Here is a 14,386-nt window from a genome sequence, read left to right on the forward strand (position 1 = left end):
TGTATCGGCGTTGTAAACTTATTGCATCCGAAGCGGCAGCGTTACATGGAATACGGTGCCCGCCGGCGAGGAAGCCGCCAGCCGGATGGCGCCTTCCTGCGCTTCCGTCAGCCGCTTGACCAGCGCAAGCCCAAGCCCTGTGCCGCCGGAGCTGCGGGAGCGATCTTTGTTCACCGTGAAGAACGGCTCGAATATTTTGTCCTGCAGCTCGGCGGGGATCGCAACGCCTGTATTCGCCACCGAAACTTCCGCTTCGCAGTCCCGGATAGCGGCGGATACGAGAATCCGGCCGCCCGGCTCGTTATATTTAATGGCGTTATCAATCAAGTTGACAAAAATCGTCGTTAAACTTTCTTTATCCGCCCATACGACGGCCGGCACCGTCTCCGTCTGAAGCGTTAAACCAAACCGCGCCGCCTTGCCGCGCATGCGGCTGCTAATATCATGAAGCAGCACATCCAGCTTCACCGGTTCCGCCTGCTGCTCGAAATCGTATTTTTCCAGCGCCGACAGCCGCAGCACTTTGTCCACCATTTCATACAGCCTCTCCGTTTCTTTGCCCATGCTGTCAATCGCTTCTTCCGTCAGCTTCGGATCATCGCGGTACATCGCAAGCAAATCCACATAGGCTTTAATGGCGGTTAGCGGCGTTTTGAATTCATGGCTGATGTTGCCGATGAACTGCTTCTGCTGCTTCTCCAGCTCCTGCAGCTTGCGGACGGCAAGCTCCAGCTTCCGCTGCTCTTCGCTCATGGCGCTTATATTCGCTTCTATTGCGCCGCTCATATGGTAAATAGCTTGACTGAGATCGCCCAGCTCATCTTTGCGCCGGACTGGCGGCTCCTTTAAAAAGTACCCTTCCCGGATGTCCCGGGATGCAGCACGCAGCTTCGAAATAACTGCCGCCAGCCGGTAAAAGTAACCGTAGCCGAATATAAATCCCCCTGCGCATGCGACAGCCCCGGCCAACAGGAACAAGTCCCGGATCTGCTGGACGAATTGATGCTCCTGCAGCAAAGAATACCGGAAGCGCACGACGCCCAGCATGCCGCTGTCCGTAACAATCGGCGCGAAGTAGTTGACGGAGTCGCCCATCGTCTGGTAAGCGGTCTTGCCGCTTAACGCATATGCCAGCGTATCCGAATAGGCGGACGGGTTGGACGCCGACAGCGAGCTGCCCGTTTCCTGGCCGTTCGCGTCATATAGCGAGACGGGAAGCCCCGTCAGCATCGACAAATAAAGCGCCATCCGCTTGCTGCTCTGCGACATAAACAGATCGGCGGGAAGCCGCTGGTCCCCGGTCACGTAGTTTTGCTTGACGTATTGGACCGCTACCTGGCTGTGCTTCGCCAGCAGATCCTCGATCTGCTGGCGCTGGTTCAGCGTAATGCCGCGCAGCACCAGGAAGCTTAACGCCGCAATGCTTAATATAAGCAATACAGCCAGCACCAGCCCTGTCTTCAGCTTAATACTGACTCTCATGGCCGTTCTCCATGCGCTTTGTAGCCGATGCCGTATACCGTCTGAATCAGCTGCTGGCCGGCATCGCCCAGTTTTTTGCGCAGACGCTGCACATGAATGTCCACTGTCCGTGTGCCGCCCGCGTATTCCATTCCCCATACCAGCTCCAGCAGCTCTTCGCGCGAGTAGACCCGCTCGGGATGGCCAAGCAGCAGGGCCGCAAGGTCAAATTCCTTCGGTGTCAGCTCCACCGGTTTGCCGTCCTGCTCCAGCAGCCGCTGCCGGACCGCAATACGCACATCGCCCAGCTCAATGATGCCCTCCGGCTCTTCGGCCGCACCGGCCTTCTCGACTCTGCGCAGCAGCGCCTTTACTCTGGCCGTCAGCTCCCGCAGGTCAAACGGCTTGGTCATATAATCATCGGCGCCAAGCTCCAGCCCGAGCACCTTGTCGACGATATCGTTTTTCACCGTTAACAAAATAATGCCAATGCCTTTCCGGTTTTCCAAACGGCGACATACCTCGTAGCCGTTCAGCTTCGGCATCATCACATCCAGCACAATGACATGGGGGTGGAAGGCGGCTGCTTTCTCCAGCGCTTCTTCCCCGTTGCTTGCCGTCTCTACCGTGTAGCCTTCCCGGCGAAACGCATACGCGACGGCATTCACGATGCTTGCTTCATCGTCTACCACTAATATTTTTTGCTCCCGTTCCATTCAGGATCGTTCCCCCTTTCGCCTGTTAACCATTCGGCTCATGAAGATACCTCCTCTAGTTTATCCATTAAATGTACATAAGAAGTATCAAACTTGTTTCAAACTTGTAAATGACGTTACGCCCCGGTCAAACCAAAGAGCCGTTTGGCCCGCCTTGATCGGCGCCAAACGGCTCTTGCATTCCGGTTATTTCGCTTTCAGATTATCCCACGTTTGCTGTAAATTTTTAAGCAGTCCTGCGGCATCCGTATTGCCTGCGATGTAAGCCTGCATTTGGCTGCCGAATTCATTAAAGGCACCGTCCGGATAATTGTTGAAGTACCAGCCCAGCGTTTTGCCCTGCTGGCTGTATTCCAGAACGGAAGAGCCGAGATCGCCGAGCACATCGGAAGTTGTCGTGATGTTTTTGAACGCCGGGATGAATTTGAAGTCCTCGGTAATATATTTTTGCCCTTCCGGCGTTGTAGCAAGCCAGTTCAGGAACTCTTTCGCTTCCGCTTTGACCGGGGAATTTTTGTTTACCACCCAATAGTTCGGCACGCCAACGTAAATCGTATCGTTTTCTTTCGAATCATCGCTGATCGGCATCGGCATAATGCCCAGGTTCAAGTTCGGGTTCACGCCGTCAATCATCGTTTGCGTCCAGTTGCCCTGCTGCGTAATCGCCGCCTCGCCGCCGGCAAACATCGCCATTTCGGTGTTGTAATCCGTTGTAAGCGGGTTTTTGTTGCTGTATTTGAGCGTCAGGTCAAACAGCTTCACCCAGTTGCTGAACACTTCGTTGTCTGCAATGGAAGCCGTTCCGTCGTTCAAGCCTTTTACGAAGCCGGCCGGGTCCTGCTGATGGGCAAATGCCACGTTCAGCAAATGGTTGCCGAGCACCCACAGCTCCTGATAGCCGTTTACGAACGGCGTGATGCCTGCAGCCTGCAGTTTTTTCGCAGCGTCTTCCAGGCCGGAAAGCGTCGTTGGCACTTCCGTAATGCCCGCTTTGGCGAACAGGTCCTTGTTGTAAATAAAGCCGTAGCCTTCAATGTTCATCGGCTGCCCGTACAGCTTGCCGTCACGGGTCAGAGGTTCTTTCGCCACGTCGATGACGTCGGACGCCCACTTCTCGTTCGACAAATCTTCAACGTTGTCGATCCACGTGTCGAGGTCGGATTGGCCGCCTACGTTAAAGATGTCCGGCTCTTCGCCGGAAGCAAACTTCGCTTTCAGCGCAGCGCCGTAATCGGAGCCGCCGCCTACCGTCTGGATATCCAGCTTAATGCCGGGATGGGATGCTTCGTAATCCGTCTTCAGCCGGTTCAGCGCCTCGGCGATTTCGACTTTAAATTGAAAGATTTTAATCGTTTTCGTTTCGCCTTTGGCCGCGCTGCCGGACGACTCCTTGCTGTTTCCGCTGCCGCTTTCGTTATTGTTGCCGCCGCATCCCGAAAGGACAAGCACGAATGCGAGAAGCAGAGTAAAAGAAAGCAATACGTTTCTTTTCATTGATGAAGCATCCCCTTTTTCGTTATTTGTTATATAATTACAATAATATCGCTTACAATTGTAGTATAAAGTGATTATTTTGGGATTTGCAGGTTGTATATTGAACAATAATAGGGATGAAATTGACCTTATCCTGCTTATCCGCACATCATTTACCCTTTAACCGCTCCTTGCGTAATGCCTTCGACAATATACCGCTGCGAAGCAAGGAAAAAAACAACGATCGGCAGGATGCCAAGCGTAAGCGCCGGAAGCGCCAAATCCCATTGCTTCGTGAATGTTCCGAAGAAAGCGAACGTCGCAATCGGGATCGTGCGGAGCGACACGGACTGCAGCATGAGCGAAGGCAGCAAGTAATCGTTCCATACCCACAGCGTGTTCAAAATCATAACCGTTACAAACATCGGCTTCAAGAGCGGAAGCGCGATCCGGAAGAAAACGCCGTACGCATTCGAGCCGTCGACCCGGGCCGCTTCTTCAATTTCAAGCGGAATCGACTTCACGAAGCCGTGGAACAGGAATACCGACAGCGGCAGGCCAAAGCCCATATACGCCACAATGAGGCCGGGAATCGAGTTCATCAAGTGAAGCGTGCTGCCAACCTTCATAAGCGGAATCATGATGGATTGGAACGGGACGACCATCGCCGCGACGAACACCGTGAACAGCAGCCGGTTGAACCGTGTATTGCGGCGTACCATCCGGTAAGCGGTCATCGCGCTGGCAAACGCCAGCAGCACGTTCGTCACAACCGTAATAACCAGAGAGTTGCGGAGCGCCACCGGAAATTTCGTAATATCCCAAGCGCGGGAATAATTGTTCCAGGCCAAATGCGACGGCAGGCTGGCCGAGCTCGTCAAAATTTCGCTAAACGATTTGACGGAATTGACGATCAGGAAATAAAACGGGATCAGGAACAGCAAGCCGATCAGCGCCATTACCAGCTCGATCGCAAGCGTGCCCCATCCGTATTTTTTCAATCCGGCCATTACGCTTCGACCTCCTTGCTTTTTGTCAGCTTCACCTGCAAGCTTGTAATGACAGCCACGACAATAAAGAAAATGACGGCTTTGGCGGTGCCAAGCCCGTACCGGTTATTCGAGAACGCTTCGTTGTAAATATTCATCGCCACCGATTCAGTGGAGCCGAACGGCCCGCCTTTCGTCAGCGACAGGTTGAGGTCGAACATTTTGAACGACCAGGAGATGGCGAGGAACAGGCATACCGTAACCGCCGGCATCACAAGCGGGACAATAATGTGGCGCAGCACCTGCCAGCGCGTGGCGCCGTCGATCTCGGCCGATTCCAGCACATCCGCCGGCACGTTGTTGATCGAAGAGATATAGATAACCATCAGGTAGCCGGCCGTTTGCCAAATAAAGACGATGACGATGCCCCAGAAAGCCGTCGCTTCCGTGCCGAGCCAAGCCCAGTTGAACAACGGGATGCCCGTCGCTTCCCCTACTGCGGCAAACCCTTTGACGAAAATAAACTGCCAGATGAAGCCGAGCAGCAGGCCGCCGATGACGTTCGGCATAAAAAACACCGTGCGCAAAGCGTTGCGCGTTTTGAGCGGTTTGGTCAGCAAATAAGCGAGCAGAAATCCGGCTGCGTTCGTCAGCACGACGCCGGCGGCCGTAAATTTGACTGTAAACCAGAAGGCATGCGCGAACTTGGTATCGTCCGTAAAAATTTGCTTATAGTTGGCCAGGCCCGCCCATTCCGCATGACCGGACACGCCGTTCCAGCTCGTGAACGAATAATATAAGCCGAGCAGAAAAGGAATGACCAGAATGAGCGCGAAAAATACGACGGCAGGGCCGACAAATACAACTTGTTGTACCGCTTGGGCGGTTTTGTTGCGGAGCATTCCGTTTCCCCCTTACAGGTGATAATGTCTGACCTTTTCCTCAAGTATGCCGCCGTCATTCGACATTTCCTATAGACGATGTTGAACCGATATGAGTAAAATATTGTTCTTAAGGCCGGGTTCCGGCCCATTCCGCGTGAAAGAGGTTTCGGCGATGAAGATGGACAGCATCCGGACAAAAATGATCGTATTTATGATAGCGGTTACGATGGTTCCCATGGTCGTATCGCTATTCGTCACCTTCGGCTACACGCGCGAGTCCGGCAAGGAGCAGGCCATCGCGGAAAATACCCGCCTGATTTTTCAAGGCAAAACGAATCTGGACAATTATTTGAGCGGGCTGAGCCGCGCGTCGCTTGCCGTCTATACCGATCCGCATTTCGTGCGCAATCTGTCGCTCAGCGTCAACGATTATCATGCGATCGCCGAAATTTACACGACGCTGCAGAACATTCAAAACGCAAGCAGCGACTTCGTGCAGGTCTATTTGCACTCTCGTCTGACGAACCAATCGACGCTGGTCACGAACAGCTCGCCGACCCGCGAAATCCGCGACGAGCCTTATCCCGGCACGGTTGATCCCCAGAACCGGATTACGTATACATCCGCGCCGCATCAAATTCACAGTTACGGCTTTCCCATTTCGCCCAACGTCAACCGCAATCTGGAGGTGTTCACCTTCTACCGGTCGGTGACCCGCGTTCCGAAACCCGAGCAGCTTGCCGTGCTCGCCATCGACGTCCGGCTGGACGGCATCGCCGCCATTACAAGCCGCCTGTTCGAGCCGGGCGAAGAAGAACTGTATCTGATCGACGGCGAAGGCGGCATCATATACAGCAGCAATGAGGCGCTAATCGGCTCGAAGCTGGACAACCCCTCCTTGCTGGAACGTATCCGGCAAGGCAGCAGCGGGCATTTTGACAGCGGGAACGCCGTTCACATCTACGAGAAGCTGAATTCATCGTTTGCCGGCTGGACGCTTGTGAAAACCATCCCGCATCATACGCTGTACAAAAACTCGACCCGGCTCACAAGCATCAACGTCATCATTGCGGTCGCTACGATGCTGATCGTCATCTTCGGCACATTGTTTATTTCGATCCGCATTACCAGCCCGATCCAAAAACTTGCCGGCTACATGAAGCAAATCCAGACCGGGCGCCTGGACGTGGAAATTGACTTGCAGTCACGCGACGAGATCGGGCTGCTTGCCCGCAGCTTCCGGCAAATGATGGACCGGATCAACAATCTGATCCTGAAGGAATACCGGCTGGAACTCGCCAACAAAAACAGCCAGCTCAAAATGCTGCAGGCGCAAATCAACCCGCATTTTCTGTACAATTCGCTGCAGTCGATCGGTACGCTGGCGCTGCGCCATAACGTGCCGAAAATTTATACTTTGCTGTCGTCCTTGTCGAACCTGATGCGGTATTCGATGCGCAGCAGCCAGCCGCTTGTCCCGCTCCGGGACGAACTTGACCACTTGCGGCGTTTCCTGGAGCTCCAGAAGGAGCGGTTCGGAGAGCAGTTCGGGTTCACCGAGCATGTAGAAGCGGCAAGCTTAAACGCCTTTGTCCCGAAAATGATTCTGCAGCCGCTCGCGGAAAATTATTTCAAGCACGGCATGCATCCGGATTACGGCAGCGGTGAACTCGCTTTATCCAGCTCCTTGGCGGAGGACGGAATGCTGACGATCGTCATGCGCAACAACGGCGCGCCGATTGCTCCGGACAAGCTGAAGGAGCTAAGCGACATGACGGACCGGTGGAACGAGCCTTCCTCCGTGCAGGATGACGGCAGCATCGGCCTGATGAACGTCATGCTGCGGCTGAAGCTCTACACCGACGAGAGCGCACGGTTATGGATTGAAAATATACAGCCCCACGGGGTAATGGTTACACTGCAATTCCGGGCGGAAGCTGCGGCTGTAAAGGAGATGGAAATATGAAGGCCTTACTGGTGGACGACGAACCACATGTACGGGAAGCGATTCGGCTGCTGGCGGACTGGCAGCGCTTTGGCATCGACGAGGTGCTGGAAGCTTCCGACGGCGAAGCGGCAACGGAGCTGATCCGGGAGCAGTCACCCGCAATCGTCATTACCGATATGCGCATGCCTCGCAAAGACGGCAAGGAGCTGCTCACCTGGATCAGCGACAACGCTCCTTCCAGCAAAGTGCTTGTCGTCAGCGGGTATGACGAATTTGAGCTGGTCCGCCATGCGATTCGCAGCGGCGGCACCGACTACATCCTGAAGCCGGTGGAGCCGGACGCGCTGAACGAAGCAATCAGCCGGGCGGCCGCCGCCTGGTGCAAAGAAGAAGCGGCGCGAAGCAGACAGATCAGCCAGTCAATCGAGCTGAACCGGATGAAGCCGCATTATACGGACAAGCTGCTGAGCGACATGCTTGCGGGACAAGCAGATGCGGAGGAGCTGGCCGGGAAGCTTCGGCAGCTGGCTGCATCAGCCGATCCGCCCGCCGCTTGCCGCGTAGCCGTGCTCAGCCTCGAGCACTGCGACCGCGAGCTGCTGGACAAGTTCCAAAGCTACCGCCAGCTGCTCGTCTTTACGCTGCTGAACATCAGCAACGAGGTGCTGGGGCATAAAGGCGCCGCTTTCCGCCATTTGGGCCAATACGGCGAAGTCGTGCTTCTTTATTGGGACGGCGCGGCTCCTTTCCGTACTGCGCTGGATCAAATCAATGACGGAATGAAAATGACGATCGGACGGAAGCTGCATTTTGGAGTAAGCGAACCCGGATCGGTTCCGGAACAAGCAGGCAAACGGTATGCCGAAGCTTCCGCCTTGCTGTGGCGGCGCAATTTGCTTCCTGCTGCGGGTAAAACGGACTGCTTCATCCATGACGGCGCTTCCGATTACGGCCAGCTCCGCTTTCCCCGGCTCGCTGCAAGAGCGGACAAGCTGCGGCTTGCCGCATTAAGCGGCAGCCGGGAGCAGATGGCCGCCGAAACGGAAGATTGGCTTGGCGAGATGCGGGAACTGCCGTGGATAACGCCGGAATATGTTTCCGAATGGAACGAGGAATGGGATTGGCTGCAAAAGCAGTGGGAGCTTGATGCGGCCGGCAAGCCGGCAGAAGCTAAAGAAGAGGAATCGCTGGAAGAAGTATCGCATCCGCTGCCCCTGGACAGCCGCGGGATGCTCGACTGGGAGCAGTGGCGCGCCATGATGGTTGGCCGGCTGGAGGCGGCATCCCGCTTGCTGGCGTCTCAGCCTAATAAGGACAACCACATCATTTACGATATTGCAGATTACATTACGGCCCGGTATAAGGAAGAGCTGTCACTGCAAGATATCGCGTCGCATTTTTTCCTCAGCCGCGAATATATATCCCGGAAGTTCAAACAGGAATTTGGCGTTACGATGTCCGATTACATTAGCCGCATCCGCATGGAACGAGCCAAGGTGCTGCTGATGAACGGGCAGCTCCGCATTGCCCAAGTGGCCGAGATGGTTGGCTACCAGGACGAAAACTACTTTAGCAAAGTGTTCAAAAAGCAGGAAGGTATCCGCCCTGGCGAATACCGCAAACAGTTCAAGCCGGAGGAATAAGGAGAACCGCCGTGGAAAGAAAAGCAGTATTATGCGCTTATTTCGCAGTCATAGCGATTGTATGCATAACGATGGTGCCGATCCGCATCCATTGGGAAGACGGCATCGACAGAGCCACATTTATGCCGGTTTGGAGGCTGGACTTCCATCGCTCGGTCATTGTGGGCGACGGCCATCGTTATGGGCTGGACCTTCCGCGCCTGGCACTGATGCTGGCAGGCATTACGATCGTATTCGCCTTGTTGTACCTGTTCTTCAAGGAACCGGGCGACAGCAAGGACAATCCGGCTTCGGGCGGCATATCCTGAGCGCGGCATGTTCTGAGGGCCGCATAAAGAGACCGCTTTAAAAAGAAAAAGGAGCGCGAGGCGCGCTCCTTATCCTTCCAGGCTTTGCTCCAGATCGGCGATCAAATCCTCCTGGTCTTCAATCCCCACCGACAGCCGCAGCAGCCCGTCGGTTATGCCAAGCTGCTCCCGCCGCTCCTTCGGAATGGACGCATGCGTCATTCTGGCCGGAACGGAAATCAGGCTTTCCACCGCCCCCAAGCTTTCCGCGAGCGTAAAATAACGCACTTTGCCAAGCACCTTTGACGCTTGCTCCGCACTGCCGGCATCAAACGAAATCATGCCGCCGAAGCCAAGCGCCTGCCGCCGCGCCAGCTCATGCTGCGGATGCCACGGCAAGCCGGGGTAATAGACCCGGCGGACAGCCGGATGCGACGCCAAAAAGCCGGCGATGGCGCGGGCGTTTGCTTCATGGGCTTCCATGCGCAGCCCTAATGTTTTCATGCCACGGATGAGCAGCCATGCGTCATGAGGACCAAGCACGCCGCCGACGGCATTTTGAATATAATGCAGCTCCTCGCCCAGCTTCTCGCTTGCCGTGACGGCAAGACCTGCGACCACATCGCTGTGCCCGCCCAAATATTTGGTAGCGGAATGGACCACAATGTCGGCGCCAAGCGCCAGCGGCGTCTGCCAATAGGGCGTGCTGAACGTATTGTCGACGATAAACAGCAGCCCGTTTGCCTTCGTCCAGCGCGATACGGCGGCAATATCGGTCAGCTTGAGCAGCGGGTTAGTCGGCGTCTCCACAAACAGCGCTTTCGTGCGGGGCTGAATTGCCTGCTCCAAAGCGTGCAGATCGGAGGTGTCCACAAATGTCGCTTCAATGCCCATCCGGCTCAGCACACGCGTAATGATCCGATACGTTCCGCCGTATACATCGTCCGTAACCAGCACATGGTCGCCGCTGTCCAGCAGTGACAGCACCGCATGAATTGCCGCCAGCCCGGAGCTGAAGGCCAGCCCGCGCGCACCGCCCTCGAGCTCCTTGATCAGCTCCTCCAGCGCGTGACGGGTCGGGTTGCCGGTACGGGAATATTCATAACCGCGATGGACGCCGATATCGTCCTGCTTGTAGGTGCTGGTCTGGTAGATCGGCACATTCACCGCTCCCGTATGCGGATCGACCGGCGTGCCGCCATGAATCAGCTTGGTTAACCGCTTCATCCTGTATTCGCTCCTTCTAGTTGCCGTAAATGCCGGTGCTCATATACCGCTCGCTGCCATCCGGAAATATCGTCACAATCGTGCTCCCCGGAGCAGCAGCGGCAGCTTCACGCAGCGCAGCTTCAAGCGCCGCGCCGGAAGAGCTTCCAACGAGCAGCCCCTCCAGCCGGGCCAGCTGCTTTACGCGCTCGAACGCGGCCTGATCCGGAATCGTATGCACCGCGTCAAAATAAGCCGGGTCCATAAACGGCGCCAGCCGCTCGACGCCAATGCCTTCCGTCCGGTGCGGGCCGGCGGGACCCCCGCCGATAATGGAGCCTTCCGGCTCTACGATGACGGTTCTGACAAGCGGATTCCGCTCCTTCAAATAACGCGCAGTTCCCATAAAGGTACCGCCGGAGCCTGCACCTGCTACAAAAATGTTGATTTTGCCTTCCATCTCATGCCACAGCTCCGGCCCAAGCGTTGCATAATAAGCGCCCGGATTGGCCGGATTGGAAAACTGCGCGGGCATAAACGCCCCGGGATCGCCTTCACAAGCTCCTCCGCCTTGCGGATAGCGCCGGTTATGCCATCTTCGGAAGGCGTATGGACAATTTCAGCCCCAAGCGCCCGCATAAGCGTTTGCTTTTCGACGCTGAATTTTTCCGGAACGACAAATACGACCCGGTAGCCTGAGCCTACAGCGGCAAGCGCGAGTCCGATTCCCGTATTGCCGGCCGTTGGCTCCACAATGGTGCAGCCCGGCCGCAGCAGGCCGCGCGCCGCCGCATCGCTGAGCAGCGCTATGCCAAGCCGGTCTTTTACGCTGCCGCCTGGATTCATCATCTCCAGCTTGGCGAACAGCCGCACGCCCGCCGGAAGCGGAAAACGGGTCAGCTCCACCACCGGCGTATTTCCGATCAGATCACGGACATTCCGATAGACAGCCATAGTTGCTCTCTCCTTTGCTGCTTTGCACGTTTGATTCGAGCGGGCGGATCAGAGCGGGCGAACAAGGGCCGGTGCATACGGCTAACTGCAATACAACCGCCGCACGGACCTATCCGGGCATGTTCGAACATGCCCGGCCGCGCGCCCGCTAGCCTTGTTTAACCGCTTCCATCAGCCATACATACCGGTTCAGGCGGGTGAAGGAAACGGCAAAACGATGCTCCGTAAACAGCTTATTCAGAACCGTTAAGGAGGTATAATATTCCGTACGCAAATCTTGCAGCAGGTTTACAAAACCGGCCCGCTCCGCCGACTGTTCTATTTCCAGCCGGTCTTCGGCGCTCGCAAACGCCGTATCTGCAAATACGATGCGCCCGCCGGGCTGCAGCAAGCGGCTGTAAAGCGCAATTGCCCGCTCCTTTTCTTCATCCGTCAAATGGTGGAATGCGTAGGTGCTGACAATGGCGTCTATCGGCTCCGGAACGGCGGGGAATTCCAGGAAATCCCCGTCCAGCAGCACAATCGGCAGCCCGCGTTTCAACACTTGGGTGCGCATCCCTTCCGAAGGCTCGATCCCGTATATGTTATCGCTGCGCCGAAGCAGCTTTTCGGTCAAATTGCCCGTGCCGACGCCAAATTCCACGATAACGCCGCTTACCCGCTCCGCAACCGCCTCAAGAATGCGGTCATAACCGTCGAATACTTCCCGGTATTCCTCGTCTTCTCCCGCTACCGTCCGGTCATAATGCTCCGACCATTCATCAAACAGTTCCGTAAACTCTCTGCCCATCGCGCTCCCGGCTCCTCTCCTGCTGCCTTCATGATGACTTTGCTGAGTTGCTAACAGGATATGTAACCGGGCTCTGTTTGTTGTTTATTTTCCAATGCGTTTAGTTGGGTTTGTTGTCGCAGCCGCCGAAGCCGGCCGTTACGAAAGCAGCAAAAAATCCCCTTCGAACAGCTGCGCGCCATAAGCCGCTCCGCTCGAAGGGGACCCGCCCCTTCCGCTAACCGAATGCTTTTGCAATAAAGCGTCAAGCCGTCGGCAGGAAATAGTGGCTGTAACCGTGGCTGCCGACCCGCGCAATAACGTCGCCCTGCAAATAAGCCAGCATCGGCTCGGTGCCCCTTGCGGCGATATTGCGCAAATGCTCAAAGCTCGGATGGTTCACCTGATCGGTCAAATAAGCGGACTGCATACTGAAAGGAACCCGCTTCCGGTTAAGCGATGCAATCATCTCTTCTCCGGTACGAATGCCGATGCCGTGTCCAAAATACAGGTCATTCCCGATCATGATCGCATTCTCCCCTTGCCACTCCGGCGTTTCCGGATTATGGTCGGGATTTTTGAAATAAAGCACGTCGCCGTAGGTCGCCTCGTTATTGTCATAGGCGGTGACAAGCTGCAAGTCGCTGTCATAATGCCAGTCGCGCACGTACAAATCCGGAAAATACGTATCGAACTTCTCTTTGCCGATTGTCTCTAGGACCGCCTTATACAAAATAAGCACCATCGCGGTCGCACATTCAAAGGCGTACATCCGGCCGTTCTCAAAAATATCGTTAATGCCGTCCGATGGCCTTACGCCCGGCCGCAGCTGAAAGCCCCCGTTAGGCGTCCGTTCCCACAGCCTTTCATTGCACCGCGAACGGTCAAACACGGCAAAACCGGCGTCGCCGTTATACAGCGCTTTAGCCGCCTGCACAATATTTTCCCGCATCGCCAGCTCAAACAGCAGCGCGTCAAGCGAAGAAAACCGGTATATCCGCGGACTGTTTTGCCGCTGTCTAACAATCGCCCGCTGCATATCGGTCAAAGGCAGCTTATTTATTTGCTCGGCGTCAACTCCAATTATTTGAATCACCGTCGTCCCTCCAGGCATGCGCATAAATGTCGATAGACCATTGTACGTATACAATGGCCTATCGGTGCACGCCAATCGGAAGGATTGGCCGTTAGGGAGGAGCCGCGCCTGTACCGTTCCGCCAGCTTGGCATCCTCTCCAAATATGCGGTTACATTGCTGTTGCGCCGCCGTCAATAACAAATTCCGAGCCGGTCGAATAAGACGATGCGTCGGAAGCGAGGAACAGCACAAGCTCCGCCACTTCCTCCACCTTGCCGAAGCGGCCCATCGGCGCAACCCGCGAAGCTAGCTCCGCTTCGGAGATTTGCGCGGTATTGACCGCATAATCACCCATCGCCGTATTGATGTAAGCCGGGTGAATGGAGTTCACCCGGACGCCCGCTTTGGCATATTCAACCGCTGCGTCCTTGGTCATAATCCGCACGGCGCCTTTGCTTGCGCCATAGGCTGCGTGGCCCGAAGCGCCGCCGAGGCCGGCAATCGAAGAAGCGTTAATGACCGAACCTTTGCCCTGCTTCGCCATCACCGGCATCACATGCTTCATGCCCAGAAAAACGCCGGTCACGTTAATCGAGAGCATCCGGTTAAACTCATCCACCGTCGTGTCCGCCAGCGGTTTGATGAAGTAGATCCCTGCATTGTTAAACAATACGTCGATCGTTCCGAACCGACTGATGGCGCCGTCCACCACCTGCTTCCAGTTGTCTTCATTCGACACATCGTGGCGGAACGCAATCGCTTGGCCTCCGGCTGAGGTAATTTCCTGAACGGTTTCCTTCACTTTATCTTCTTGTATATCCGTCAGCACTAATTTTGCGCCTTCTTGCGCAAACCGGAGCGCCGTCGTTTTGCCGATGCCTGCGCCCGCTCCTGTAATAATCGCAACTTTCCCTTGAAGTGTCATGATGATATCGCTTCCTTTCAACATTGCTGTCTTGTCCTGCACCTCAAGTATACT

12 protein-coding genes and 1 pseudogene are annotated in these 14,386 nt (G+C 55.7%); 3 read left to right on the forward strand and 10 right to left on the reverse strand.

What is annotated here, in order from left to right; translation table 11 throughout:
* Positions 1-18: 18 nt before the first annotated feature.
* The 5 genes from ET464_RS13345 to ET464_RS13365 all read right to left on the reverse strand — a co-directional run bounded on the left by ET464_RS13345 (position 19) and on the right by ET464_RS13365 (position 5,541).
* Positions 19-1,482, reverse strand: coding sequence for a sensor histidine kinase (locus tag ET464_RS13345; RefSeq protein WP_129441652.1), 1,464 nt, complete (start codon positions 1,480-1,482; stop codon positions 19-21).
* Complete coding sequence (locus ET464_RS13350; RefSeq protein ID WP_129441654.1) at positions 1,479-2,177, reverse strand: response regulator transcription factor; 699 nt, start codon at positions 2,175-2,177, stop codon at positions 1,479-1,481. Before ET464_RS13350 ends, ET464_RS13345 begins: the two co-directional genes overlap by 4 nt.
* 186 nt (positions 2,178-2,363) lie before the next feature.
* Positions 2,364-3,671: an ABC transporter substrate-binding protein gene (locus tag ET464_RS13355; protein ID WP_129441656.1), complete on the reverse strand. Its 1,308-nt coding sequence runs from the start codon at positions 3,669-3,671 to the stop codon at positions 2,364-2,366.
* A 152-nt stretch (positions 3,672-3,823) separates the two neighbouring features.
* The gene (locus ET464_RS13360) at positions 3,824-4,660 is read right to left on the reverse strand and encodes a carbohydrate ABC transporter permease (RefSeq protein WP_129441658.1); all 837 of its coding nucleotides are present in this window, start codon (positions 4,658-4,660) and stop codon (positions 3,824-3,826) included.
* Positions 4,660-5,541 (reverse strand): carbohydrate ABC transporter permease, encoded by an 882-nt coding sequence (locus ET464_RS13365; protein WP_129441660.1) that lies wholly within the window; start codon positions 5,539-5,541, stop codon positions 4,660-4,662. Before ET464_RS13365 ends, ET464_RS13360 begins: the two co-directional genes overlap by 1 nt.
* Before the next feature lie 154 nt (positions 5,542-5,695).
* Here ET464_RS13365 and ET464_RS13370 point away from each other — a divergent pair, with 154 nt between their 5' ends.
* From ET464_RS13370 to ET464_RS13380, 3 genes are read left to right on the forward strand one after another with little or no spacing between them, the layout of a single operon-like run.
* Positions 5,696-7,489 (forward strand): cache domain-containing sensor histidine kinase, encoded by a 1,794-nt coding sequence (locus ET464_RS13370; RefSeq protein WP_129444386.1) that lies wholly within the window; start codon positions 5,696-5,698, stop codon positions 7,487-7,489.
* Positions 7,486-9,114, forward strand: coding sequence for a response regulator transcription factor (locus ET464_RS13375; protein WP_129441662.1), 1,629 nt, complete (start codon positions 7,486-7,488; stop codon positions 9,112-9,114). The genes ET464_RS13370 and ET464_RS13375 overlap by 4 nt, the downstream gene beginning before the upstream one ends.
* 11 nt (positions 9,115-9,125) lie before the next feature.
* On the forward strand, positions 9,126-9,422 hold the full coding sequence (locus ET464_RS13380; protein WP_129441664.1) for a hypothetical protein: 297 nt from the start codon (positions 9,126-9,128) through the stop codon (positions 9,420-9,422).
* A 69-nt stretch (positions 9,423-9,491) separates the two neighbouring features.
* On the opposite strand, the gene ET464_RS13385 is transcribed toward ET464_RS13380, so the two are convergent.
* From ET464_RS13385 to ET464_RS13405, 5 genes and pseudogenes are all read right to left on the reverse strand, one after another.
* On the reverse strand, positions 9,492-10,628 hold the full coding sequence (locus ET464_RS13385; RefSeq protein ID WP_129441666.1) for a bifunctional cystathionine gamma-lyase/homocysteine desulfhydrase: 1,137 nt from the start codon (positions 10,626-10,628) through the stop codon (positions 9,492-9,494).
* Positions 10,629-10,644: 16 nt separating this feature from the next.
* Positions 10,645-11,561 (reverse strand): annotated as a pseudogene (locus ET464_RS13390) (PLP-dependent cysteine synthase family protein).
* A gap of 148 nt (positions 11,562-11,709) precedes the next feature.
* The gene (locus ET464_RS13395) at positions 11,710-12,351 is read right to left on the reverse strand and encodes a class I SAM-dependent DNA methyltransferase (protein ID WP_129441668.1); all 642 of its coding nucleotides are present in this window, start codon (positions 12,349-12,351) and stop codon (positions 11,710-11,712) included.
* A gap of 244 nt (positions 12,352-12,595) precedes the next feature.
* Positions 12,596-13,426: a protein-glutamine gamma-glutamyltransferase gene (locus tag ET464_RS13400; RefSeq protein ID WP_244226534.1), complete on the reverse strand. Its 831-nt coding sequence runs from the start codon at positions 13,424-13,426 to the stop codon at positions 12,596-12,598.
* A 150-nt stretch (positions 13,427-13,576) separates the two neighbouring features.
* Positions 13,577-14,332, reverse strand: a complete 756-nt coding sequence (locus tag ET464_RS13405) for an SDR family NAD(P)-dependent oxidoreductase (protein ID WP_129441670.1) — start codon at positions 14,330-14,332, stop codon at positions 13,577-13,579.
* Positions 14,333-14,386: the final 54 nt, after the last annotated feature.

The organism is Paenibacillus protaetiae (assembly GCF_004135365.1).
GTDB lineage: Bacteria > Bacillota > Bacilli > Paenibacillales > Paenibacillaceae > Paenibacillus_AP > Paenibacillus_AP protaetiae.

Bases quoted from the DNA above. Each gene is read 5' to 3' on its own strand.
- ET464_RS13350 (WP_129441654.1), bottom strand. From the start codon at position 2,177: ATGGAACGGGAGCAAAAAATATTAGTGGTAGACGATGAAGCAAGCATC.
- ET464_RS13365 (WP_129441660.1), bottom strand. From the start codon at position 5,541: ATGCTCCGCAACAAAACCGCCCAAGCGGTACAACAAGTTGTATTTGTC.
- ET464_RS13395 (WP_129441668.1), bottom strand. From the start codon at position 12,351: ATGGGCAGAGAGTTTACGGAACTGTTTGATGAATGGTCGGAGCATTAT.
- ET464_RS13370 (WP_129444386.1), top strand. From the start codon at position 5,696: ATGAAGATGGACAGCATCCGGACAAAAATGATCGTATTTATGATAGCG.
- ET464_RS13355 (WP_129441656.1), bottom strand. From the start codon at position 3,671: ATGAAAAGAAACGTATTGCTTTCTTTTACTCTGCTTCTCGCATTCGTG.
- ET464_RS13405 (WP_129441670.1), bottom strand. From the start codon at position 14,332: ATGACACTTCAAGGGAAAGTTGCGATTATTACAGGAGCGGGCGCAGGC.
- ET464_RS13345 (WP_129441652.1), bottom strand. From the start codon at position 1,482: ATGAGAGTCAGTATTAAGCTGAAGACAGGGCTGGTGCTGGCTGTATTG.
- ET464_RS13385 (WP_129441666.1), bottom strand. From the start codon at position 10,628: ATGAAGCGGTTAACCAAGCTGATTCATGGCGGCACGCCGGTCGATCCG.
- ET464_RS13360 (WP_129441658.1), bottom strand. From the start codon at position 4,660: ATGGCCGGATTGAAAAAATACGGATGGGGCACGCTTGCGATCGAGCTG.
- ET464_RS13375 (WP_129441662.1), top strand. From the start codon at position 7,486: ATGAAGGCCTTACTGGTGGACGACGAACCACATGTACGGGAAGCGATT.